Raw genomic sequence first — 20904 nt, 5'->3', positions numbered from 1 at the left:
CTTTTGATCTGCTTTAGAGGCGCCTTTGATCTTCATACGCAAAAAGTCCAGTCACCGCCAATCGCGACTTGGGTGCAGGCTGAACGCAGGTCTCGCGGAGTGGGCCGAGCGGCATGGATGCCGCGAGAGCCGCCCCCCGCCATGGATGGCGGATGGCGGCGGGCCCACGGAGCGAGACCGGAGTGAAGGAACCCTGACGAAGGAAGGGCCAAACCAGGAGCAGGCACCCTTGGTTACTTGGGGTGCTTTTCCAAGTAACTCGCCGAAGGCGAAACAGTCTGCCCCCAGGCAGACGCTCTTGACCTCGGGGAACGCAAGATCAACCGCGCTTGTCGATTAAAGCGAGACCGCGACGCCTCGCTCAACTGAACGATGTCACTCAGGAGCATTGCCCATGTGCAGGAACCACACCCGTAACCCCATCCTCTGCCTCATCCCGCCCTACCTGCTCGACCAGATAGCCCGCAACGGCAACAAAGCCCAGCGCGAAGCGGCCCTGCGCACGCGGGCCAAAGACAACACCTTTCGCTCCCTGCGCCTCAGCGCACAACCCGACCGACGCCTCGTGCACCTGGCCGCAGCCCCCCTCACCGGCAAACGCCGTTCGATCTACACCGCCGACGGCGGCGAAACCCTGCCCGGCACCCTCGTACGCGGCGAAGGCCAACCCGCCAGCGGCGACATTGCCGTCGACGAAGCCTACGACGGCCTCGGCGCCACCTTCGACTTCTTCTTCGACGTGTTCGACCGCAACTCCATCGACGATGCCGGCATGGCCCTCGACGCCACCGTGCACTTCGGCAAAGGCTACAACAACGCCTTCTGGAACTCCGCGCAGATGGTCTTCGGCGACGGCGATCAGTCACTGTTCAACCGCTTCACCATCGCCCTCGACGTGATCGGCCACGAACTGGCCCACGGCGTCACCGAAGACGAAGCCGGGCTCGTCTACTTCAACCAGGCCGGCGCGCTGAACGAGTCCATGTCTGACGTATTCGGCTCGCTGATCAAGCAGTACGCCCTGAAACAAACCGCCAAACAAGCCAGCTGGCTGATCGGTGAAGGGCTGTTCACCGACCAGATCACCGGCAGCGCCCTGCGCTCGATGAAAGCCCCCGGCACCGCCTTCGATGACGCCGTGCTGGGCAAGGACCCGCAACCCGGCCACATGGACGACTTCGTCCACACCTACGACGACAACGGTGGCGTGCACATCAACTCGGGCATTCCCAACCACGCGTTCTATCAAGTGGCGACGCGCATCGGCGGTCATGCCTGGGAAAAGGCCGGGCGCATCTGGTATGACGCGCTGCGCGATTCACGTCTGCGCCCCAATGCCGGCTTCGTGCGGTTTGCGCGGATCACCCATGACGTTGCCGGCCGGCTGTACGGTGTAGGCGAAGCGGCCCAAATCGCGGTACAAGAAGGCTGGGCGGCCGTGGGCATTAACGCGCAATGATCCGCCATGACGAGGAACCACCCACATGCGTATCTCATTCAGCGAAAGCGGCGGGGTCGCCTTTTTTCCCGGGCTGAACAAGCCCAACACCATCGAAGTGGACGCCCTGCCCGAACCCGACCAGCGAGAGCTGCGGCAGTTGGTCGACGCGTCCGAGTTCTTCGCGTTGCCGGAAGGTCGGCGCCCGGCCCGTGCGTTGCGCGGCATGCAGCATTACACGCTGACCATCAGCGAAGGCGACCGGGAGCGCACCGTCTGCGTCCCCGCGCCGGTGGAGTCCGGTCCGTTGCAAGGCCTGATGCAGTGCGTCAGGCGCCACGTGTCCGGATAGCCCCCTGACCGCCTGGACCCCTGACTGCGCGCCGGGCAGAACGCTCTGCTCGGCGCTTCACTCCCTTCCCTGCCATCATTTGCCGCCATTCAGGAATCCCTTGCCCTACCTTCACTCGCCCCCTGCCCCTCACGCCCAGGCAAAGCCGATGCCCGGCAAACCGTCCTTGTCACCCGAGACCTGCCCATGATGCCTGTCCGCCGTCTGTGCCTGGTCCTCGGCGACCAGTTGTCGTTCGACCTGGCTTCCCTCGCCGAACTGGACCCCGCACGCGATGCCGTGCTGATGGTCGAGGTCATGGAAGAAGCCACCCATGTCCCCCATCACCCGCAAAAAATCGCCCTGATCTTCAGCGCCATGCGCCATTTCGCCCAGGCGCTGCAGGAGCGCGGCATCATCGTCCAGTACGTGACGCTGGACGATGCGCTGAACACAGGCTCCGTGCCGACCGAATTGCAGCGCTGGTACGCGTCATTGCAAGCCGAGGAAGTCCACGCCACCGAGTGCGGCGACTGGCGTCTGGAGCACTCGGTCAGAGCATGCGGCCTGCCGCTGGTCTGGCACAGCGACACGCGCTTTCTGTGCTCACGCGAAGCGTTCGCCCAATGGGCCAGCGGCAAGGTTCAGCTGCGCATGGAGTTCTTCTACCGCGAAATGCGCCGCAAGCAGCGGCTGCTGCTCAACAGCGACGGCACGCCGGTGGGCGGTGCCTGGAACTTCGACGCCGAAAACCGCAAGGCGCTGCCGAAGAAGGTCGCCGCGCCCTATCCCGCGCGTTACGCCCCGGACGCCATCACCCGCGACGTGCTGGAACTGGTGGGTGAACGGTTCTCCGGTCACTACGGCTCGCTGGACAATTTCGACTACCCGGTGACCCACGCCGACGCCCAGGCCCTGTGGCAGTACTTCCTCGATTACGGATTGGCGGCGTTTGGCGACTATCAGGACGCCATGGCCATCGACGAGCCTTTCCTGTTCCACGCGCGCATCAGCGCGGCGCTGAACATCGGCTTGCTCGACCTGCGCCAGCTGTGCAGCGACGTGGAGTCGGCGTACTGGTCGGGCGGCGTCGCGCTGAACGCCGCCGAGGGTTTCATCCGCCAACTGATCGGCTGGCGGGAATACGTGCGCGGCGTCTACTGGCTGAAGATGCCGGACTACGCCGACGGCAACGCATTCGGCAACACCCGCGCGCTGCCAGAGTTCTACTGGACCGGCCAGACCAAAATGAACTGCATGAGCCAGGCCATCGGCCAGAGTCTTGAACACGCCTACGCCCATCACATTCAGCGGTTGATGGTCACGGGCAACTTCGCCCTGCTGGCCGGCATCGCGCCCACGCAAATCTGCGAGTGGTACCTGGCGATCTACATGGACGCCTTTGAATGGGTGGAGCTGCCCAACACCCTCGGCATGGTCATGCACGCCGATGGCGGCTACCTCGGTTCAAAGCCCTATTGCGCCAGCGGCCAGTACATCAAGCGCATGTCCGACTACTGCGGCACCTGCGCCTACAAGGTCAAGGAAAGCACCACGGAAGACGCTTGCCCGTTCAATTCGCTGTACTGGCATTTCGTGATGCGCCACAGCAACCTGCTGCGGGCCAATCAACGCATGGGCATGGTCTACATGAATCTTGATCGGATGACCGAGGCTAAGCAGGACGCGCTGTGGCAAAGGGGTGAGTCGCTGCTGGGCAAACTCGACGCCGGAGAGGCGATTTGAAGAAGAGCGAGCTGCCCGTGAAAACCTGCGTGGTCTGCGGACTGCCGTTCACCTGGCGGAAAAAATGGGCGCGCTGCTGGGATGAGGTGCGTTACTGCTCGGAGCGCTGCCGGCGGGGCAAGCGCTCCGAGTCGTGAAAGGGTTCAATCGGCGTCAGTGGGCCCACACGGGGTGCCCCGCCTGATCAGTGGACCTGTGCGCGACTGGCTCGGCCGATCAGCCTGATCAACAATTGCTGCTTGGGGCCGGCCGTGGTCTCGCGCGCCACCTTGATCAAGTATTCCTGGGGAACGAGCCCGCCCGCTTCGGCCAGGGCTTCGTAAATGGCAAACAGCCGCGAATCGATCGTCGTCTCCTGGGCACATTCGATCAGATAGGCGATTCCGGGATTGGCTTGTTCGTTCACAGTGGATCCTCCTTGTGGGTCAGTTACTTCAAAGGAGAGGCACGCGCGACGGGAGTTCCCACTTTCTGGAAGGGCCTCACCCGAACGGTGGTGCCCGCTCGGCGACAGTCCTGAATATCAGTTTTCGCTTGCCAAAATCCGGTCGCGCCCTTAAACAGAGCGTGCCGTTTCAGCCGCCGCGACGACGTGCCGCGCCCGTTTTGCCTTTTGCGCCTCGCAATCCGGCGACGGGAAAGGCCTGCTGAATCGCCCAGACACCTGCAAATCATGGAGACGCCAGGTAAACCCGATGACAGGAAATACGTCAGACACACTCCCCCGCACCCGTCGCGCACCCAAGGGTGAAAAGCGCCGCGAAGAACTTCTCGACGCCGCGCTGCAACTGTTTTCGCTGGAGGGCTACACCGGTTCCTCCATTGCCCGCATCGCCGACATCGCCGGCATCTCGGTGGCGGGCGTGCTGCACCACTTTCCGAACAAGGTCGCCTTGCTGATGGGCGTGCTCGCGCGCCGCGACGAGGTCAACCACAAGGTGATCAGCAGCCTGCACAGCGAGCCGACGCTGCAGGGCTTCGTCAGCGGCCTTCGGCAGATCAACCGTTCCAGCGCGACGGCGCCCGGCGTGATTCGCGCGTTCAGCATGCTCAATGCCGAAAGCCTGGTGGAGAGTCATCCGGGGTGGGAGTGGTTTCAGTCTCGCTACGTGAAGATTCACGGGCGTATGCGGGCACGGCTCGACCATCTGGTGGCCACCGGCGAGGTGCGTGGGGATGTGGACCTGGATGCGCTCATCCACCAGATACTGGCGATGATGGACGGGTTGCAGCTGCAGTGGCTGCGCTTCCCGGACAAAGTGGATCTGGTGCAGCGTTTCGACAGTTACATGGCCCAGGTCGAGCGCGCTATCCGCGCCTAAAAAAAATGAGGCGATCCGGGCTGGCCGGATCGCCTCACTCTCTGTCACTCGAGCTCAAGTTGCCACGCGGGTTCAGGCCTCAGCCAGCACCGGGATCAGATCCCGACACCGGCCAGTGTTTCAGCCCTTTCCCGTTGTGATCACTCAGTACTCGGTGTTGCCGTCGTAGTCGCTGTTGCCATCGGCTGCGTCGGTGCCTTCGGCCTGATCAAGCACACCGCCGGTCTTCACCGCTGGCAGGGTCACTTTGACCGAGTTCAGCGCCGAACGTGGCAGCGGGTTGCTGGTGGTGGTCGACAGTTCCTGGCGGAACGAGTTGACCAGCTTGGCGTTCAGACGGATGTCGTCCGAGGCCGCGCCCAGGCTGATGTTGAAGGTGTCGGCATCGATCACCCACTGCTTGCTTGCCTCGTCGAAGTACGCCAGCGAACGATCGTTGAGTTCGATGGTGACGTGACGGGTTTCGCCCGGCTGCAGGAAGACCTTCTTGTAGCCTTTCAGCTCTTTGACGGCGCGCTCGACGGTCGGGTTCTGCTGGCCGACGTACAGCTCGGCGACTTCGGAACCGGCACGCTTGCCGCTGTTGGTCAGGTCGAACGAGACCTTGATTGGCGTGTTGCCCACTGCAACGCCCGGGGTGACCGAGATGTTGTTGTAGGTGAACTGGGTGTACGACAGGCCGTGACCGAACGCGAACAGCGGTTTGGTGTTGGTCTTGTCGTAGCCACGGTAGCCGAGCATGGTCAGGTCGTGGGCGTAGGTGATTTCCTTGACCTTGGTGCGTGTGTTATCGAAGGCCGGGAAATCCTTATACAGCGGATTGTCTTCGATGTTGCGCTCGATACTGATCGGCAGCTTGCCCGACGGGTTGACCTTGCCGAACAGGATCTCGGCCAGGGCCTGACCACCGTTCTGACCTGGGTAGAACGCGTGCAACGCAGCCGGAACCTGGTCGATCCAGTCGCTCATTTTCAGGGCGGTGCCGCCGTGCATGGTCACCACGGTGTTCGGGTTGGCCTTGGCGATGTTCTGGATCAGTTCGTTCTGGTATTCAGGCAGATCGAAGCTGTGGTCGAAACCTTCACCTTCGTATTCAGCGCTGTTACCGACGGCAACCACGACCGCGTCGTATTGCGACAGGTCGGAAGGTGCGGTCAGCGAAGCGGTCGACATCTGCACGCCCACCAGGCCGCCCATGGTCGACAGGTAGCCGTCACGGCGCGAGTACTCAAGCTTCACGTCGTAGGCCTTGCCGGCTTCCAGCTTGATCTTGCCGGAAACAGGGATGGTCGGCGGAATGCTCTTGTTGGTGATGTTCTCACCGTCGCCGTTGTCGATGACCTTCTCGCCGTTGACCCACAGACGCACAGCGCCGTCGGCACGGATTTTGAAGACCTGGTCGCCGCTGATGGTCGGGGTGACCTGACCGCTCCAGCGAATCGAGGTGTTGGCGGTGTCGCCGTTGCTCGGCACGCTGTCGGTGGACCAGTCCAGGTTGACGTAGGTGTCGATCTGGGTGGCCGAAGGATCGCCGGACCAGGTGGCGTTGTTGAAGTACTCGGTCTTCATGCCCGCAACGCTGTTGCCTTTGCTGTCGGTGGTGGTCCAGTGCATCGCTGTCGGGTCAAGGGACAGGCTGTCGAGGAACTCCACCTGAGCACCCGGTGCGATCTGGCGCAGACCGCTCAGCTCGCTGATGTAACGGGTGGCGTCAACGTGAGCACTGCCGAAACCGGTCGGCGGCGCGTACTTGGCCAGGTCGCCAACGACGGCGATGCGCTTGACCTTGTTCTTGTCCAGCGGCAGCACGTCGCCCTGGTTTTTCAGCAGCACGATACCTTCGCGAGCGATGTTCAGGGCGACCTTGTTGCTGGTAGCGCTGTTCATGTTGTGCGTGGTCAGCGGTGCGAACTTGTCGAACTGGTACAGGTAGATGTTCTTCAGGATGCGGCGGACCTTGTCGTCGATGGTCGCCATGTCCAGCTCGCCACTGTCCAGGTAAGGCTTGAGCACCTTGCTGTTCATCTGGCCGCCCATCATGTCCAGGTCGGTGCCGGCTTGTGCCGCTGGCAGACCGTGGACGACGGCGTTGTAGTCACTCTGTACCAGACCCTTGAAGCCCCATTCCTTTTTCAGGATGTCGGCGATCAGGTGCTTGTTCTCGCATGCGTACTCGCCGTTCACTTTCTGGAACGAGCACATCATCATCGCCACGGTGCTGTTCTTGGTGGCGGATTCGAACGGCGGCAGGGTCATCTCGCGCAGGACGCGCTCAGGCATGACCTGATTCAGGATGAAGCGGTTGGTTTCCTGGTCGTTACCGGCGTAGTGCTTGGCTTCCGCCCAAACGCGACGCTGCTGGATACCGTTGATCACCGCAGGACCCAGGCTGGCGCCGAGGAACGGGTCTTCACCGGAGAGGTATTCGAAGGCACGGCCGCTCCACGGCATGCGGTACAGGTTCATGCCCGGGCCGGTGACGAACTGGTAGCCGCCGCTGGCGGTGTCGTAGCCCAGGGCGCGGCCGAAATCGATGGCGCGGCGCGGGTTGAAGGTGGACGCCAGGTTCGGGCCGGACGGATAGACCACGCCCGGATCGTTGCCTTCGCTGGTGTAACGGATGCCTGCGCCGCCGTCAGCGCCGTGGATCTGTGGCACGCCGTACTGGCTGAGCGGTTTGACGTCCCAGCCGCCGATGCCGCCGATGTAGGCCAGCTTTTCTTCCTGAGTCATCTTCGCCAGGGTTTTTTCTGCGGCTTTGTCCGCGCGCAGTTCCTTGGCAGCGAGTTGCTCTTGGGTGGTGGTATCGGCTGCGTTGGCGTGGCAGATGGCCAGGCTCAACAAAGCCAGTGCCGAGTGGGCACCGAAAGTTTTACGGTTTCGCATAGGGGACGCTCTCCAAGTACCACCCGCGCTCATTTGTCGCAGTTGACACGCCAAAAGCCTTTGTTTTCAGGCAATAAGCTGCCTATACCGATATTTCTCGAAAGAACATCGGCGAACGGAAAGTGGCGTTATAACAGGACGATGAGTAGGGGCAATATGATCTTCTGTAACTTATGTTAATGGCGATGAGCCACCCAACTGCACGAGCATTGCCCGAGACGTTTAAATTAAGGCAATTGTTTTCAATTGATGTCAAACAAAATAATCAATCTCGAACAAACTCGACATTTTTTGATACATCATCTGAACTCTTGCTAAACCTACAGGTCTGTAGGTTTAGCAATTTTCACCGCTCACCCCCTGAAACCCCGTAAATGCTGGGGTTCGCTCCCCGAGCGAGTGATGAACCTGCGCTGCGAGCCAGCGTTTCGATCATTTCAAACACATGACAAACATTGGAGAAACAACACATGAAACTGCCAGTACTGGGCGCCATCGCTGCACTGACCCTGTCGTTCGCAACTGCAACTATGGCCGCTGATTCCGACACTCAGGAAACTATCTCCGGCGCAGCAGATTCTACCGTCATGACCCAGACGCAAGATGCAAAAGCCGTGAAAAAAGCCACCAAACAGAATCAGGCTGATGAAAACAAGCGTGGCCGTCCGTCCGCTAAAACTTCATCTGCGACAAACTAACGCACTGCCGTTCAGTTGCTGTTAAGCAGCATACTGTTAAGCACGTTATGTAATTGATCCCCCCGAGGTCTCGTCAGAGGCCTCTCTTATTTGAACCGGTGCTGTGTCCATTCCTCTGTCCCCTATCAATAGCCAGCAACTCACCGCGCACTCGGCCGAAGCGCTGTGTGCCTGGCTGTTGGCCAATGCCGGGCTCAAGACAGGTGATCTGGAACGGGCACAGCGACTGGCCCAGGAATCGGAAGGCAGTTCGCTGACCGAATTGCTGACCCGCTTGGGGCTGGTGTCCGAACTAGACTTGGCCAAGGCGTGGGCCTCAACGCTGCAGGCGCCGCTGCTGCTGGCGGAAAACGTGACGCTGTCCGGCGAGCCGTTGCCAGAGTTGAGCGAACGCTTTCTGCGCCACTATCGCCTGCTGCCCATCGGCGCCCACGCCGATGGCGTGCACGTGCTGGCCGCCAACCCGGGCAATGCCTATGGGCTGGACGCCGTGGCCTACGCCTGTCAGGCGCCGGTGTACGTGTCTGTCGGCGCCGGCAGCGAGGTCGACGGGCTGATCGAGCGTTATTACGGCCAGGGCCGCTCAGCCATGGGCTCGCTGATCGAAACCCTCGACGAGCACGACGGCGCCAAAGAAGACATCGAGCACCTCAAGGACCTCGCGTCCGAGGCGCCGGTGATTCGGCTGGTCAACCTGATCCTGCAGCGGGCCGTCGAGCAACGCGCTTCCGACATTCATATCGAGCCCTTCGAGAGCCAGCTGAAAGTGCGCTATCGCATCGACGGCGTGCTCCACGAAGCGGAAGCACCGCCCTCCAGTTCTTCAGCTGCCATTATTTCGCGACTGAAGATCATGGCGCGGCTGGACATTGCCGAGCGGCGCCTTCCCCAGGACGGCCGGATCATGCTGCGCATCCAGGGTAAAGAGCTGGATTTGCGGGTGAGCACGGTGCCCACCAGTTTCGGCGAGTCGGTGGTGATGCGTCTGCTGGATCGGCAGACCGTCAGCTTCGACTTCCCCAGCCTGGGCATGGACGGCGAGCGCCTGCAGAACTTCCTCGACGTGCTGGAAAACCCCCACGGCATCCTGCTGGTCACCGGCCCCACCGGTTCCGGCAAGACCACCACGCTGTACACCGCGCTGTCACGGCTCAACACGGCCGAGCGCAAGATCATCACCGTGGAAGACCCGGTCGAGTATCAGCTCGAGGGCATCAACCAGATTCAGGTCAAGCCGGCCATCGGCCTGGACTTCGCCGGCGCCCTGCGCTCCATCGTCCGGCAAGACCCGGACGTGATCATGATCGGCGAGATGCGTGACCTGGAAACCTGCCGCATCGCCATCCAGTCGTCCCTGACCGGTCACCTCGTGCTCTCGACCCTGCACACCAACAGTGCGGCGGCGAGTATCACGCGGCTGCTGGACATGGGCGTCGAAAGCTACCTGATCGCCTCGACCGTCAAAGGCATTCTGGCCCAGCGGCTGGTGCGCAGGCTCGATCCGCTCACGCGCATCGCCTTCGAAGCACCGCCGGAACTGGTCGCCGAGCACGGCCTGGACCGCTTCACCGATCAGCGTCCCATCACCCTGTATCGCCCCGCCAGCGAATTGCCCGGCGGCGGTTATCACGGCCGCAGCGCCATCACCGAATTGCTGGTAATGAACGAAGAACTGCGCGGCCTGCTGATGCGTCAGGCCGATGCCTCGACGCTGGAACAGGCGGCCCGCCGTGGTGGCCTGCGCACCCTGTATGAAGAAGGCCTGCGCCAGGCGGTGGCCGGCGTGACCTCCCTTGAAGAGGTGCTGCGCGTTACGCGTGGCGACTGACCATGGCCCATTTCAAATACCGCGCCCTGGATGCCGACGGCGTCGCCCAACACGGCACCCTCGAAGCCGCCGATCAGACCGCGGCAACAGCCGTCCTGCACAAACGCGGCCTGTTGCTGCTCAGCCTTGAGGCCAGTACCAACAGCGGCCTGCGTGCGGCCATGCGCCGGGGCGCCATGAACGGCGCGGCGCTGGTGAGTTTCACTCAGCAACTGGCGACCCTGCTCGGCGCCGGCCAGCCGCTGGAACGCGCCCTGACCATCCTCCTCAAACAGACCCACGAGCCCAAGCGTCAGGCGCTGCTCGAACGAATTCGCGAACAGGTCAAGGCCGGTAAACCCTTGAGCCAGGCGCTGGAAGAAGAGCACGGCCAGTTTTCCAGCCTGTACATCAGCATGGTCCGCGCAGGCGAAGCCGGCGGCTCTCTGGAAAACACCCTGCGTCAACTCAGCGAGTACCTGGAGCGCAGCCAGATGCTGCGCGGCGAAGTCATCAATGCGCTGATCTACCCGATCTTTCTGGTGGTCGGCGTGCTCGGTTCCCTGGCCCTGCTGCTGGCCTACGTGGTGCCGCAGTTCGTGCCGATCTTTCGTGACTTGGGCGTGCCGATTCCCTTCATAACCCAGGCGATCCTGTGGCTGGGGGAGTTCCTCAGCGCTTACGGGTTGCTGCTGCTCGGTGCGATCGTCGGCCTGATCTGGACCGTCGCGGTGCTGCGTCGCGATCCGCAAAGGCGCCAGCGTCATGACCGACGCCTGCTGTTTATGAAAGTCATCGGCCCGCTGTTGCAGCGGATCGAAGCCGCGCGTCTGGCGCGCACCCTCGGCACGCTGCTGAGCAATGGCGTCGCGCTGTTGCAGGCGATGACCATCGTCCGTCAGGTGTGCGGCAACTACGCCCTGCGCGCCCAGGTCGAGCAGGCCACCGAGTGGGTCAAGGGTGGCGGCACGCTGGCCCAGGCATTCGGCGAGCAACCGCTGCTGCCGGAACTGGCCCTGCAGATGATCGAAGTCGGCGAACAGGCCGGCAACCTCGACGGCATGCTGCTCAAGGTTGCCGACGTCTTCGACGTCGAAGCCAAGCGCGGCATCGACCGTCTGCTCGCGGCGCTGGTGCCGAGCCTGACCGTTGTCATGGCGGTGATGGTGGCGGTGATCATGCTCGCCATCATGCTGCCGCTGATGAGCCTTACCAGTAACATTTGAGGAAATACACATGTCCCGATTCAACGCTGCCCAAGGCCGTCGCCAGGGCGGTTTCACCCTGCTGGAAATGCTCGCCGTGATCGTGCTGCTGGGCATTGTCGCCACCATCGTCGTGCGTCAGGTCGGCGGCAACGTCGACAAGGGCAAGTACGGCGCGGGCAAGGCGCAACTCGCCAGCCTCGGCATGAAGGTCGAAAGCTACGGCCTGGACGTCGGCACGCCGCCGGCCAATCTGCAGCAACTGGTGACCAAGCCGGCCAACGCCACTGGCTGGGCCGGCCCGTACGCCAAGCCTTCGGACCTGAAAGATCCGTTCGGCCACGCGTTCGGCTACCGCTACCCGGGCGAGCACGGCAGCTTTGACCTGATCTTCTTTGGTCAGGACGGCCAGCCTGGCGGTGACGGCTACAAGGCCGACATCGGTAACTGGGAATAACATGCGCGCCCTGCCCCGCGCCCGCGGCTTCACCCTGTTCGAATTGCTGGTGGTGATCGTTCTGATCGGCATCAGCGTCGGCCTGGTGAGCTTTGGCGTGGGTCGGGGTTTGCACGCGGCTGGTGAGCGTCGGGCGTTGAGCGAAGTGGTGCAATCCCTGCGCGCGGCGCGGGTGCAGGCGATCGTCAGCGGGCAACCGGCGCAGACACGCTTTGACCTGCGCCACGGGCGCCTTCAGGGCCCGCACCTGAAGCCGGTGCAACTGCCCGACGACATGCGCGTGCAATTGCAGACCGCCGACGGCCTGGGCCCGGCGTTCGAGTTCTACCCCGACGGCGGTTCCAGCGGCGGCCATCTGCTGCTGGCCCGGGGCGACAAACACTGGCGCGTGGACATCAACTGGCTGACCGGCAACGTTCAGTTGCGCACGCTCAATTGACGCGTCAGCGCGGTTTCACATTGCTGGAGATGCTTGCTGCCCTGGCGGTGCTGGCAGTGTGCAGCAGCGTGCTGGTGGTGGCGTTCGGGCAGAGCGCGCGGGCCTTGCAGCAGGCGCAACGCAGCGACCGGCTGAGTCTGGCCGCGCGTTCGCTGATTGATGAGGCCAGCGCCGGCCGCTTGCAGCCGGGTCGCACGGAGGGCAAGTGGAGCGGCGTGACCTGGCAGATGGAGGTCAGCGCACTGCCCCGCGGCAATGCACCGGCGACGGCCTGGCGCCTGGACCTTGAGGTGACTGACGGCGCGCGGCGCGCCCATTACAGCAGCCTGCAAGTGCGCAGCTCAGACTCGGGTGCCGGGCAATGAGGCGCCGTTCAATGACGCGCCAATGCCAGGGTTTCACCTTGCTCGAAGTGCTGGTGGTGTTGAGCCTGCTCGGCGTGCTGCTGACCATGGTTGGCGCCGCGATCACCGGTGCCAACCGCGCCATGGCCAAGGCCGAGCGCTATAGCACGCGGCTCGATGAAATACGGTCGACCCAGAATTTTCTGCGCCACGCCATCGGCCAGGCGCTGCCACTGGCGGCCGGCGGGTCCGAGCCCGGCCAGGCGCCGGTGTTCGAGGGCGACGCCCAGGCCATGAGCTTTTATGCGCCGCTGCCCGCCACATTGGGCGGCGGTTTGTACCGGCACAGCGTGACGCTGGCGGCCGGTCAGCGTTTGCAGATCAGTCTGGAGCGGTTGAGGGGCCAGGCCTTGCTGCCGGCCGAAGAGCCCCAAGTGCTGTTGCACGACGTGCGCTCGCTACAACTGAGCTACCGCGGCGTGTCGCCCACCGGTGAATCGACTGCATGGCTGGATCACTGGCCTTGGCCGGGGCGCCTGCCGATCAGCGTGCGCATCGACGCGCAACTGGGCGGCCCCGTGCCTTGGCCATTACAGAGCATCAACCTGCGCCTGGACCTGTCCGGCGAGGCGCACACGTTATGAATGAACGTCGGCAAAAAGGCGTCGCGTTGCTGCTGGTGTTGTGGGTGCTGGCGCTGCTCAGTACCCTGCTGGCCGGTTTGCTCGGCTGGGTGCATTTGCAGAACCGCCAGGCCCTGTGGCAACGCCAGCACACCCAAGGGGTCCTCGCCGCTGAAGCCGGCATCGGCATGGCGGTGCTGGCGCAGCTGGACCGCGACCCGGTGCGGCACTGGAAAGCCGACAACCAGCCCCATGAATTGCGTTTCGATGACGCCGCGCTGGCGGTGAGCCTGGGCAGCGAGACCGGCAAGCTCGACCTCAACGCGGCACCGGCGGAATCCTTTACCCGCCTGCTGGTGGCGTGCGGCGCGAATCCGGATCTGGCGCGGCAGGTGGCGCAGGGCCTGGAACAGCGTCGTGGCGGTGGCCGGGCACCGCTGCGAATGGTCGAAGAAGTGCGCGAACTGCCGGGCATCGGCCAGCCGCTGTACCAGTGCGCCAGCCCGCACGTCACGTTATGGAGCGGCCTGAGCGCGCCGGATCCGCGCATGACGTCGCCCTGGCTGCGGCAAGCGCTGGGGCTGCCCCAGGCCGGGCCCGCAACCGAAGACGCAGGACCGGTCATCAGTATTCGAAGCCAGGCGACATTGCCCGGCGGTTACACCACGACGCTCAACGTCACGTTGTTATTGAACCCATCGAAGGAGGGAGCGCGACCGTATCGCGTTCTGCGTTGGCAAGAATGAAGCAAACATTTTTACAGCAACTGGCGCCCTTGCAGGCCCGGGTGCGCAGTCAGTGGCGCGACAGCCCGGCGCAGCATCTGTGGCAGGCGTGGCTGGACGAGTTGCAGGCGATGCTGCCCGCCAGCGTCCGCGCGCGGCTGATGCCCCAGGTGCGCGAGCGGCTGATCGACTGGCCCCTGCCCGAGCACATCACCCACGAGAGCGGCGAACGGCTGATCCTGATGCTCCCCGCCGGCATGGTCCTGGCGCAGCCGTTGCAATTGCCGCTGGCAGCGCTGCGCGACCTGCACAGCGTGGTCGGTTTCGAGTTGGACAAGTACACGCCCTACCCCCGCGAGCAGATGCATTACGTCGCGCGCGTCACCAGCAAAGGCAAAACCCTGGCGCAGGTGCTGCTGGTGGCGGTGCTGCGCGAGCGTTTGCAGCCGATCATCGACAGCTGCAAGGACCGTGGCCTGTCGCTCTATGCCGTGGATGCGCGCAACGCCAAGGGCGAACGGCTGAATGTCGATCTGCTGCCGGCCGAGCTGAAGCCAGCGACCGCAGGTTCCGCACGCCTGCCGCGCTTCCTTGCCGTGGTCTGTGGCGCCTTGCTGCTGACCTGCATGGTGCTCTGGCTGGATGCGCGTACGGTGCAAGTCGAAGCGATGCAACAGCACGTCGACGAACAACGCAGCCAGGTGCAAGCCGTACAGAACCTGCGCCGCGAACTGATCAACACCCAGGGCGCCGCGCGCTATCTGGCCCAGCAAAAGGCCGCGCAACCGACCACTTCCAGCGTGCTCGCTGACCTCACCGGTTGCCTGGGCGCTGACACGTGGGTCGAGCAGCTGGAAATCTCCGACGGCGGCAGCGTGTCGATCACCGGCCAGAGCGCCAAGGCCAGTGCCCTCATCGGCCGCATGAAAGACTGCCGCACCCTGACCGACGCGCAGTTCCAGGGGATCATTCAGCCCGATGCGCAGACCGGCAAAGAGCGCTTTTCCCTGCGCGCCCAGCTGCCCAAGGAGGCCGCCGATGCGCCGTGAACTGACCCCGCGCGAACGTCGCGGTGCCGCGCTGATCGCCCTGGCCCTTGTGCTGTGGGCGGCCTGGTGGCTGTTGGTGCAAAGCTGGTTTCTCGACCCGTTGAGCGACCTGCAGGAACAGGCCGAGACCTTGCGCCATCAAGAGCAACGCTATGCCGGCGCACTCGCTCAACGCGGCAGCCTTGAGGAGCAATTGCAGGCCGCCCGCCGCGACCCGTCGAGCCGCAGCAGTCTGTTGCCCGGCGAAGACCCCAGCGCCGTGGCCGCCGACCTGATGCAACGCAGCCTCGATCTGGTCAAGGCCCACGCCGATCAGGGCCCCGGCTGCCAGGTGACCCAACGCATGCCGATCACCCCCGAGCGTGACAGTGCCGAGCCCTATCGTCAGGTCAAAGTCAGCCTGACCCTCGACTGCGCCATGGAGCCGCTGGTGGGTTTGCTCCACGAGCTGGAATACGGCAAGCCGTTTCTGTTCATCGACAACCTGAGCATTCGCCGCGCCACCTCCGCCCCGCCCAGTGGTGGCGCCGGCCGCTTGCAGGTGCATCTGCTGTTGCGCGGGTATCTGCAACAGGCCGCACCGCACAAGGCGCTGCCGTCCAAAGCCCCCGCCGCCGAGCCAGAGACCGACTCCCGGCAGCAGCCTGATCCCGCCGAGCAGGCCGATCTGGATGATCAACCCCAACCACTGACACCGTCCGAGGAGCCTGACGCATGAAGTTCGACTCCCTTACCCTCGCGCTCGGCGCTGTCACGGTCGCCCTCGCCGCCGTTGCCGTCAGCCTGAGCATGGGCGCCGGTCAGGAGATCGACTGGTTGCCGGCCGGCGAAGCCCGTGAAGCGGCACCAACCGCCGGGCCCGCGGCGTTGCCCTCGCTGCCGGCTCAAGCGCTCACGCTGACCTGGCAGCAGTCGATGTTCAGCCCGGACCGCAAGCCTGATCTGGTTACCGGCAAATCCCAGGCCTCGTCCCTGGACGGCATCAGCCTGAGCGGCGTGATCATCGATGGCGCTTCACAGTGGGTGCTGCTGCAACTGCCGCAGAAGCGCCGCCTCAAGCTGGCCGTCGGCAGCACGCTGGACAATGGCTGGACCCTGGATTCGGTCACGCCGCAACACGCCACTTTCAGCCATCAGGGCCAGACCCGCGAACTGCGACTGCCCCTGCTGCGCCTTCCGCCGCCGTCGAAAGTCCCCCCTATTACTCTTCCAAACGTACCCACACCATGAACAATCGCACCCCTGAGTTTTCCCGACTGCGCAGCCCGTTGTTGTGCCTGGCCACCGCCGTGGCCCTGGCTGGATGCGCGTCCACCCCGGAACGTTTTGAAAACGATCCGGCCCTGATGCAGGAAGCACTCAATGGCACCGGCTCGCAGCGAGGCCCGGTCAGCGATCCGGTCGAAGCGCCGAGTCCGAACAATCCTGGCGCCAGGCCTGCGCCCGCGCGCCAGCAGATCATTCGTGGCAACCAGACCTTCGTGCGCGGTGCCGGTCCGGCCCAGAGTGGCGCGGGTGGAAGAGGCGCGTCGGCGGCGGCTGGTGATATCACCTTCAACTTCGCCAATCAGCCCATCGAAGCGGTGATCAACACCGTGCTGGGGGATTTGCTGCACGAGAACTACAGCATCAATCAGGGCGTGAAAGGCGACGTCAGCTTCTCCACCTCGCAACCGGTGAACAAGCAGCAGGCGCTGTCGATTCTGGAAACGCTGCTGTCGTGGACCGACAACGCGATGATCCGCCAGGGCGACCGTTACGTGATCCTCCCGGCCAACCAGGCCGTGGCCGGCAAGCTGGTGCCGGAGATGCCGGTGGCGCGCCCGGCTACCGGGCTGTCGGCGCGGTTGTTCCCGCTGCACTTTATCTCGGCCACCGAGATGCAGAAGCTGCTCAAACCCTTCGCCCGTGACAACGCGTTCTTGCTGGTCGATCCGGCGCGCAACGTCTTGAGCCTCGCCGGTACGCCGGATGAACTGGCCAACTATCAGGACACCATCGACACCTTCGACGTCGACTGGCTCAAGGGCATGTCTATCGCCGTGTATGGCTTGCAGCGCGCCAGCGTCAGCGAACTGATGCCGGAGCTGCAGAAGATGTTCGGCCCGGACAGCGGCATGCCGTTGGCCGGCATGGTCAAGTTTCTGCCCATCGAGCGGACCAACTCGGTGGTGGCGATTTCTTCCCAGCCGCGTTACCTGAGCGAAGTCGGCGACTGGATTCACACCATCGACGAAGGCGGTGGCAACGAGCCGCAGATGTACGTCTACGACGTGCGCAACATGAAAGCCACGGACCTGGCCAAATACCTGCGGCAGATTTACGGCAACGGCCAGATCAAGGACGACAGCGCGGCCAAGGTCGCGCCGGGGCTGCGCACCCGTTCGCTGTCCTCGCTCAATGGCAGTGGCACCGGCAGCAGCGGCGGATTGAGCGGCAGTGGTCAGGGCCTGAATGGCAGCTCCGGGATGGGCGGCGGCCTGGGCTCGGGCATGGGTGGCGCCAATGGCGGTTTGCAGAACGGCACTCAGCAAGGTGAAGAAGAGCAGGACGGCGAAACCTCCGAGGACAGCGCCGACAGCAGCGGACAGAGCGACAGTTCGGACGCCGCCTCGAGTGGCTCGGGCGCCAGCAAGCGCCTGGACGACAGCACGCGCATCACCGCGCAGCAGAGCAGCAACCAGTTGCTGATCCGCACGCGTCCGGCCCAGTGGGCCGAGATCGAGTCGGCCATCAAGCGACTGGACAACGCGCCGATGCAGGTGCAGATCGAAACGCGGATTCTGGAAGTGAACCTGACCGGCGAGCTGGACCTCGGCGTGCAGTGGTACCTCGGTCGTCTGGCCGGCAATTCCGCCAGCACTACTGTCGCGAACACCGCCGGCAGTCAGGGCGCTCTGGGCGGCGGGGGTGCCGGGCTCGGTGCCACCGATTCGCTGTTCTATTCCTTCGTCAGCAACAACCTGCAGATCGCCCTTCACGCGCTGGAACAGAGTGGCCGCACGCAAGTGCTGTCGGCGCCTTCGCTGGTGGTGATGAACAACCAGCAGGCGCAGATTCAGGTCGGTGACAACATCCCGATCAGCCAGACCACGGTCAACACCTCGACCACCACCGCCACCCTGAGCAGCGTTGAATACGTGCAGACCGGGGTCATCCTCGACGTCGTGCCGCGCATCAATCCGGGCGGTCTGGTGTACATGGACATTCAGCAGCAGGTCAGCGACGCCAACGACACGGCCACTGACGCCAACGGCAACCCACGGATCTCGACGCGTTCGGTGTCGACCCAGGTGGCGGTGCAGAGTGGTCAGACCGTGTTGCTTGGCGGCCTGATCAAACAGGACAACGCCGACACCGTGTCTGCCGTCCCGTACCTGGGCAGCATCCCCGGCCTGCGCTGGCTGTTCGGCAACACCGTCAAGAGCAAGAAACGCACCGAGCTGGTCGTGCTGATCACCCCACGAGTCATCACCAGCAACAGCCAGGCGCGGCAAGTGACCGATGATTATCGTCAGCAACTGCAGTTGATCAAGCCGACGCCGCCGATGAGTACTCGGTAGTTTTGATCGTTCCCGCGCTCCGCGTGGGCACGATCCGATCAAATCCACCGAGGGCACCTTGGCGCCGTCGCTTCTGCCTCGGGGGCCTGAGATTGCTTTACTCCCGCGCGTGAAACTCTCGGCCTCGGGCGAAGACCAAGACAGTACCCATGACTGGCGGGTTTGAGCCCGAGAGAGCGCACGCAATTGGACAGCAAGGACGGTTTGCATTTTCACGACGACGAACTGGCGCAGGCGCGGCGGTTCAACAAGAAGCTGGCCTGGCTGCCGCGGTTTCGTATCCGCAATCGCTTCACGCCCCTTCTGATCCAATCACTGTTGCGCGTTGGCCAGCTCAATGGCGCAGCCAATCTGGCCCGCCATGGCTTGCACGCTGAAACCACCACGGCGAGTGTCGACGGTCATCGCGTGCCGGTGCGGATCATCCGGCCCAGGGGCAAGGCCAAAGGTGTGGTGCTGGACATTCATGGTGGCGGCTGGGTCATCGGCAATGCGCAGATGAATGACGACCTCAATATGGCGATGGTGCGGGCGTGCGAAGTGGCGGTGGTCTCGGTTGACTATCGGCTCGCTGGCTCAACGCCGGTGGAAGGGCTGATGGAGGATTGCCTCGTCGCCGCGCGTTGGTTGCTGGGTGATGGCTGCCCGGAATTCGCCGGGCTGCCGGTGATCGTCGTCGGCGAATCGGCGGGCGGGCATCTGGCCGGGACGACGCTGCTGCAGCTCAAGGCCTGGCCCGAGTTGTTCAAGCGCGTGTGCGGCGCCCTGCTCTACTACGGCGTCTACGACCTGACCGGTACGCCGAGCGTGCGCACGGCAGGCCCCGATACGCTGGTGCTGGACGGCCCGGGAATGGTCGAGGCCCTGCGCATGCTCACGCCCGACATCAGCGACGTCCAGCGTCAGGCGCCGCCGTTGTCGCCGTTGTATGGGGATTTCTCCGGTTTCCCGCCCGCGTTGATGTGGGTCGGCGAGTTGGACCCGCTGCGCGATGACACCCTGCAACTGGCGGATCGCTGGGGCAAGACCGCAGGGGTCGAAGTGCACCTGCTGCCGGAAGCGCCCCATGGCTTCATCCACTTTCCCACCCTGATGGCAGACCGTGTGCTGGAGCATAGCCGCGCCTGGATTCGTCAGCGCATTCAATCTACGGCGGGTTGACCGAATTCGACTGACTGCACGCGGCTCTCTAGTGAGGCCTGGCATTGACGCAGACTTGTGGGACCGGTTTTAGCCGGGAAGGCGTCAGCAGCCACACCGCCAATTTGAGGGTGTTCATACCGGCCTCTTCCCGGCTGAAGCCGGTCCCACCAAAAGCAATCGCAGGGCCCTCCCGCTAAACCCGATCGAACCCCTCGTGCCGTCTCGGGTCTGCTGATCAATCGCTTTCCCGGAGAACCTTCGATGTCCCCGCATCACACCCTCGTCCTGCTCGCACGAGCGGGATATGCCGCACGCGGCGTTATGTACCTGATCATCGGCATTTTCGCCTTGCTCGCCGCCCGCGATTCGTCACGCCCCAAGGACAGCCACAGCAGCCTCGAAGCCCTGTTCAGCCAGCCCTTCGGTCACTTTCTGGTCGGGCTGGTGGTGGCAGGTCTGCTGGCATTCGCGGCCTGGCGGGTGTTGCAAGCCACTCGCGACGTCGACCATCACGGCAGGGAGTTCAAGGGCCTGGTCATTCGCGGCGGCCTGCTCGCCGGCGGTCTGGTCAACGGTGCGCTGGCGTTCTTTGCCCTGGGCCTGTTGATCGACGGCCTGCGCAGTTCCGGCGGTTCCGGCGGCGGTCAAACCGAAGACCTGCTGGCTTACCTGCTGTCGTGGAAACACTCCAATCTGGTCGTCTACCTGGTTGCGCTGGTGCCGTTCGGCGTAGGCATTGCGCATTTCTTCAAGGGCTGGAAAGCGTCCTTCGAGAAGTATTTCGAGGCCGACGATGAAGTCATGAAATACGTGACCCCGGTGTCCCGCTTCGGCCTGATCGCGCGCGGCGTGGCGTTCGTCGAAATCGGCGTGCTGCTGGCCATCAGCGGCTCGAGCTATCAGGCGATGCACCCGCCCGGGCTGAAAGATGCACTCAATGCGCTGCAAAACCTGCCGGCAGGCGGCGTGGTGTTGATGGTCATGGCGCTGGGCCTGATCGCGTTTTCGGCGTACAGCTTTGCCGAAGCCGCCTGGCGGCGGATCAACATGGACGTGCCCGGCATGGCCCAGGCCTGAGCCTCCGCGGGATCAGGCGGTCCAGAGCACCTGCAGATTGACTGATTGCGG

The 20904-nt window shown here is 63.7% G+C and carries 20 protein-coding genes and 1 pseudogene; 19 read left to right on the top strand and 2 right to left on the bottom strand.

Annotated features, from left to right (window positions below):
* Positions 1-394: 394 nt before the first annotated feature.
* The 4 genes from QWI18_RS12985 to QWI18_RS12970 all read left to right on the top strand — a co-directional run bounded on the left by QWI18_RS12985 (position 395) and on the right by QWI18_RS12970 (position 3652).
* Positions 395-1459, top strand: a complete 1065-nt coding sequence (locus tag QWI18_RS12985; RefSeq protein ID WP_369318997.1) for a M4 family metallopeptidase — start codon at positions 395-397, stop codon at positions 1457-1459.
* 25 nt (positions 1460-1484) lie between these two features.
* The gene (locus tag QWI18_RS12980) at positions 1485-1790 is read left to right on the top strand and encodes a protealysin inhibitor emfourin (protein ID WP_065989052.1); all 306 of its coding nucleotides are present in this window, start codon (positions 1485-1487) and stop codon (positions 1788-1790) included.
* Between the two features lie 186 nt (positions 1791-1976).
* Positions 1977-3515: a cryptochrome/photolyase family protein gene (locus tag QWI18_RS12975; protein WP_369318996.1), complete on the top strand. Its 1539-nt coding sequence runs from the start codon at positions 1977-1979 to the stop codon at positions 3513-3515.
* Positions 3512-3652 carry a DUF2256 domain-containing protein gene (locus tag QWI18_RS12970; RefSeq protein WP_065989039.1) on the top strand — a complete coding sequence of 47 codons (141 nt, stop codon included), beginning with the start codon at positions 3512-3514 and terminating at the stop codon, positions 3650-3652. Before QWI18_RS12975 ends, QWI18_RS12970 begins: the two co-directional genes overlap by 4 nt.
* Positions 3653-3699: 47 nt before the next feature.
* On the opposite strand, the gene QWI18_RS12965 is transcribed toward QWI18_RS12970, so the two are convergent.
* Complete coding sequence (locus QWI18_RS12965; protein ID WP_192130441.1) at positions 3700-3921, bottom strand: hypothetical protein; 222 nt, start codon at positions 3919-3921, stop codon at positions 3700-3702.
* Between the two features lie 289 nt (positions 3922-4210).
* Between QWI18_RS12965 and QWI18_RS12960 the strand changes: the two genes are divergently transcribed.
* The gene (locus QWI18_RS12960; protein ID WP_192130440.1) at positions 4211-4837 is read left to right on the top strand and encodes a TetR/AcrR family transcriptional regulator; all 627 of its coding nucleotides are present in this window, start codon (positions 4211-4213) and stop codon (positions 4835-4837) included.
* Between the two features lie 144 nt (positions 4838-4981).
* Here the strand turns inward: QWI18_RS12960 and QWI18_RS12955 are convergent, their stop codons facing one another.
* Complete coding sequence (locus QWI18_RS12955) at positions 4982-7723, bottom strand: glycoside hydrolase family 3 protein (RefSeq protein ID WP_065989028.1); 2742 nt, start codon at positions 7721-7723, stop codon at positions 4982-4984.
* A gap of 470 nt (positions 7724-8193) precedes the next feature.
* Between QWI18_RS12955 and QWI18_RS12950 the strand changes: the two genes are divergently transcribed.
* The 14 genes and pseudogenes from QWI18_RS12950 to QWI18_RS12885 all read left to right on the top strand — a co-directional run bounded on the left by QWI18_RS12950 (position 8194) and on the right by QWI18_RS12885 (position 20853).
* The gene (locus QWI18_RS12950) at positions 8194-8421 is read left to right on the top strand and encodes a hypothetical protein (protein WP_192130438.1); all 228 of its coding nucleotides are present in this window, start codon (positions 8194-8196) and stop codon (positions 8419-8421) included.
* A 109-nt stretch (positions 8422-8530) separates the two neighbouring features.
* The gene (gene gspE, locus QWI18_RS12945; RefSeq protein WP_065989098.1) at positions 8531-10249 is read left to right on the top strand and encodes a type II secretion system ATPase GspE; all 1719 of its coding nucleotides are present in this window, start codon (positions 8531-8533) and stop codon (positions 10247-10249) included.
* Between the two features lie 2 nt (positions 10250-10251).
* Complete coding sequence (gene gspF, locus QWI18_RS12940) at positions 10252-11454, top strand: type II secretion system inner membrane protein GspF (protein WP_369318995.1); 1203 nt, start codon at positions 10252-10254, stop codon at positions 11452-11454.
* Positions 11455-11464: 10 nt separating this feature from the next.
* The gene (gene gspG / locus QWI18_RS12935; RefSeq protein ID WP_065989019.1) at positions 11465-11890 is read left to right on the top strand and encodes a type II secretion system major pseudopilin GspG; all 426 of its coding nucleotides are present in this window, start codon (positions 11465-11467) and stop codon (positions 11888-11890) included.
* 1 nt (position 11891) lies between these two features.
* The gene (locus tag QWI18_RS12930) at positions 11892-12329 is read left to right on the top strand and encodes a GspH/FimT family pseudopilin (RefSeq protein ID WP_192130436.1); all 438 of its coding nucleotides are present in this window, start codon (positions 11892-11894) and stop codon (positions 12327-12329) included.
* Positions 12326-12694 carry a type II secretion system protein gene (locus QWI18_RS12925; protein WP_369318994.1) on the top strand — a complete coding sequence of 123 codons (369 nt, stop codon included), beginning with the start codon at positions 12326-12328 and terminating at the stop codon, positions 12692-12694. Before QWI18_RS12930 ends, QWI18_RS12925 begins: the two co-directional genes overlap by 4 nt.
* An 11-nt stretch (positions 12695-12705) precedes the next feature.
* On the top strand, positions 12706-13317 hold the full coding sequence (locus QWI18_RS12920) for a prepilin-type N-terminal cleavage/methylation domain-containing protein (RefSeq protein WP_369318993.1): 612 nt from the start codon (positions 12706-12708) through the stop codon (positions 13315-13317).
* Entirely contained in the window at positions 13314-14042 is a 729-nt protein-coding gene (locus QWI18_RS12915) for a type II secretion system protein GspK (RefSeq protein ID WP_065989014.1), read from the top strand. The genes QWI18_RS12920 and QWI18_RS12915 overlap by 4 nt, the downstream gene beginning before the upstream one ends.
* Positions 14039-15070 carry a type II secretion system protein GspL gene (locus QWI18_RS12910; protein ID WP_369318992.1) on the top strand — a complete coding sequence of 344 codons (1032 nt, stop codon included), beginning with the start codon at positions 14039-14041 and terminating at the stop codon, positions 15068-15070. Before QWI18_RS12915 ends, QWI18_RS12910 begins: the two co-directional genes overlap by 4 nt.
* A pseudogene (gspM, locus tag QWI18_RS12905) lies at positions 15060-15650 on the top strand (type II secretion system protein GspM); the annotation flags it as partial. The gene QWI18_RS12910 and the pseudogene gspM, both read left to right, overlap by 11 nt.
* 134 nt (positions 15651-15784) lie before the next feature.
* On the top strand, positions 15785-16300 hold the full coding sequence (locus QWI18_RS12900) for a general secretion pathway protein GspN (protein ID WP_296308242.1): 516 nt from the start codon (positions 15785-15787) through the stop codon (positions 16298-16300).
* Entirely contained in the window at positions 16297-18633 is a 2337-nt protein-coding gene (gspD, locus tag QWI18_RS12895) for a type II secretion system secretin GspD (protein WP_065989011.1), read from the top strand. Before QWI18_RS12900 ends, gspD begins: the two co-directional genes overlap by 4 nt.
* A 186-nt stretch (positions 18634-18819) precedes the next feature.
* Positions 18820-19794 carry an alpha/beta hydrolase gene (locus QWI18_RS12890; RefSeq protein WP_369319066.1) on the top strand — a complete coding sequence of 325 codons (975 nt, stop codon included), beginning with the start codon at positions 18820-18822 and terminating at the stop codon, positions 19792-19794.
* A gap of 243 nt (positions 19795-20037) precedes the next feature.
* Positions 20038-20853, top strand: coding sequence for a DUF1206 domain-containing protein (locus tag QWI18_RS12885; protein WP_369318991.1), 816 nt, complete (start codon positions 20038-20040; stop codon positions 20851-20853).
* Positions 20854-20904 lie beyond the last annotated feature (51 nt).

Origin of the sequence: Pseudomonas sp. W2Oct36, from assembly GCF_041060465.1 — a bacterium.
GTDB classification, from domain to species: domain Bacteria; phylum Pseudomonadota; class Gammaproteobacteria; order Pseudomonadales; family Pseudomonadaceae; genus Aquipseudomonas; species Aquipseudomonas graminis_B.
Note: the sequence above shows the minus strand (reverse complement) of the source record. Positions and strands in the feature narration are given on the sequence as shown.

Bases quoted from the DNA above. Each gene is read 5' to 3' on its own strand.
- QWI18_RS12910 (WP_369318992.1), top strand. From the start codon at position 14,039: ATGAAGCAAACATTTTTACAGCAACTGGCGCCCTTGCAGGCCCGGGTG.
- QWI18_RS12900 (WP_296308242.1), top strand. From the start codon at position 15,785: ATGAAGTTCGACTCCCTTACCCTCGCGCTCGGCGCTGTCACGGTCGCC.
- QWI18_RS12955 (WP_065989028.1), bottom strand. From the start codon at position 7,723: ATGCGAAACCGTAAAACTTTCGGTGCCCACTCGGCACTGGCTTTGTTG.
- QWI18_RS12980 (WP_065989052.1), top strand. From the start codon at position 1,485: ATGCGTATCTCATTCAGCGAAAGCGGCGGGGTCGCCTTTTTTCCCGGG.
- QWI18_RS12930 (WP_192130436.1), top strand. From the start codon at position 11,892: ATGCGCGCCCTGCCCCGCGCCCGCGGCTTCACCCTGTTCGAATTGCTG.
- gspG (WP_065989019.1), top strand. From the start codon at position 11,465: ATGTCCCGATTCAACGCTGCCCAAGGCCGTCGCCAGGGCGGTTTCACC.
- gspF (WP_369318995.1), top strand. From the start codon at position 10,252: ATGGCCCATTTCAAATACCGCGCCCTGGATGCCGACGGCGTCGCCCAA.
- QWI18_RS12920 (WP_369318993.1), top strand. From the start codon at position 12,706: ATGACGCGCCAATGCCAGGGTTTCACCTTGCTCGAAGTGCTGGTGGTG.
- QWI18_RS12950 (WP_192130438.1), top strand. From the start codon at position 8,194: ATGAAACTGCCAGTACTGGGCGCCATCGCTGCACTGACCCTGTCGTTC.
- QWI18_RS12960 (WP_192130440.1), top strand. From the start codon at position 4,211: ATGACAGGAAATACGTCAGACACACTCCCCCGCACCCGTCGCGCACCC.
- QWI18_RS12915 (WP_065989014.1), top strand. From the start codon at position 13,314: ATGAATGAACGTCGGCAAAAAGGCGTCGCGTTGCTGCTGGTGTTGTGG.
- QWI18_RS12885 (WP_369318991.1), top strand. From the start codon at position 20,038: ATGTCCCCGCATCACACCCTCGTCCTGCTCGCACGAGCGGGATATGCC.
- QWI18_RS12975 (WP_369318996.1), top strand. From the start codon at position 1,977: ATGATGCCTGTCCGCCGTCTGTGCCTGGTCCTCGGCGACCAGTTGTCG.
- gspD (WP_065989011.1), top strand. From the start codon at position 16,297: ATGAACAATCGCACCCCTGAGTTTTCCCGACTGCGCAGCCCGTTGTTG.
- QWI18_RS12985 (WP_369318997.1), top strand. From the start codon at position 395: ATGTGCAGGAACCACACCCGTAACCCCATCCTCTGCCTCATCCCGCCC.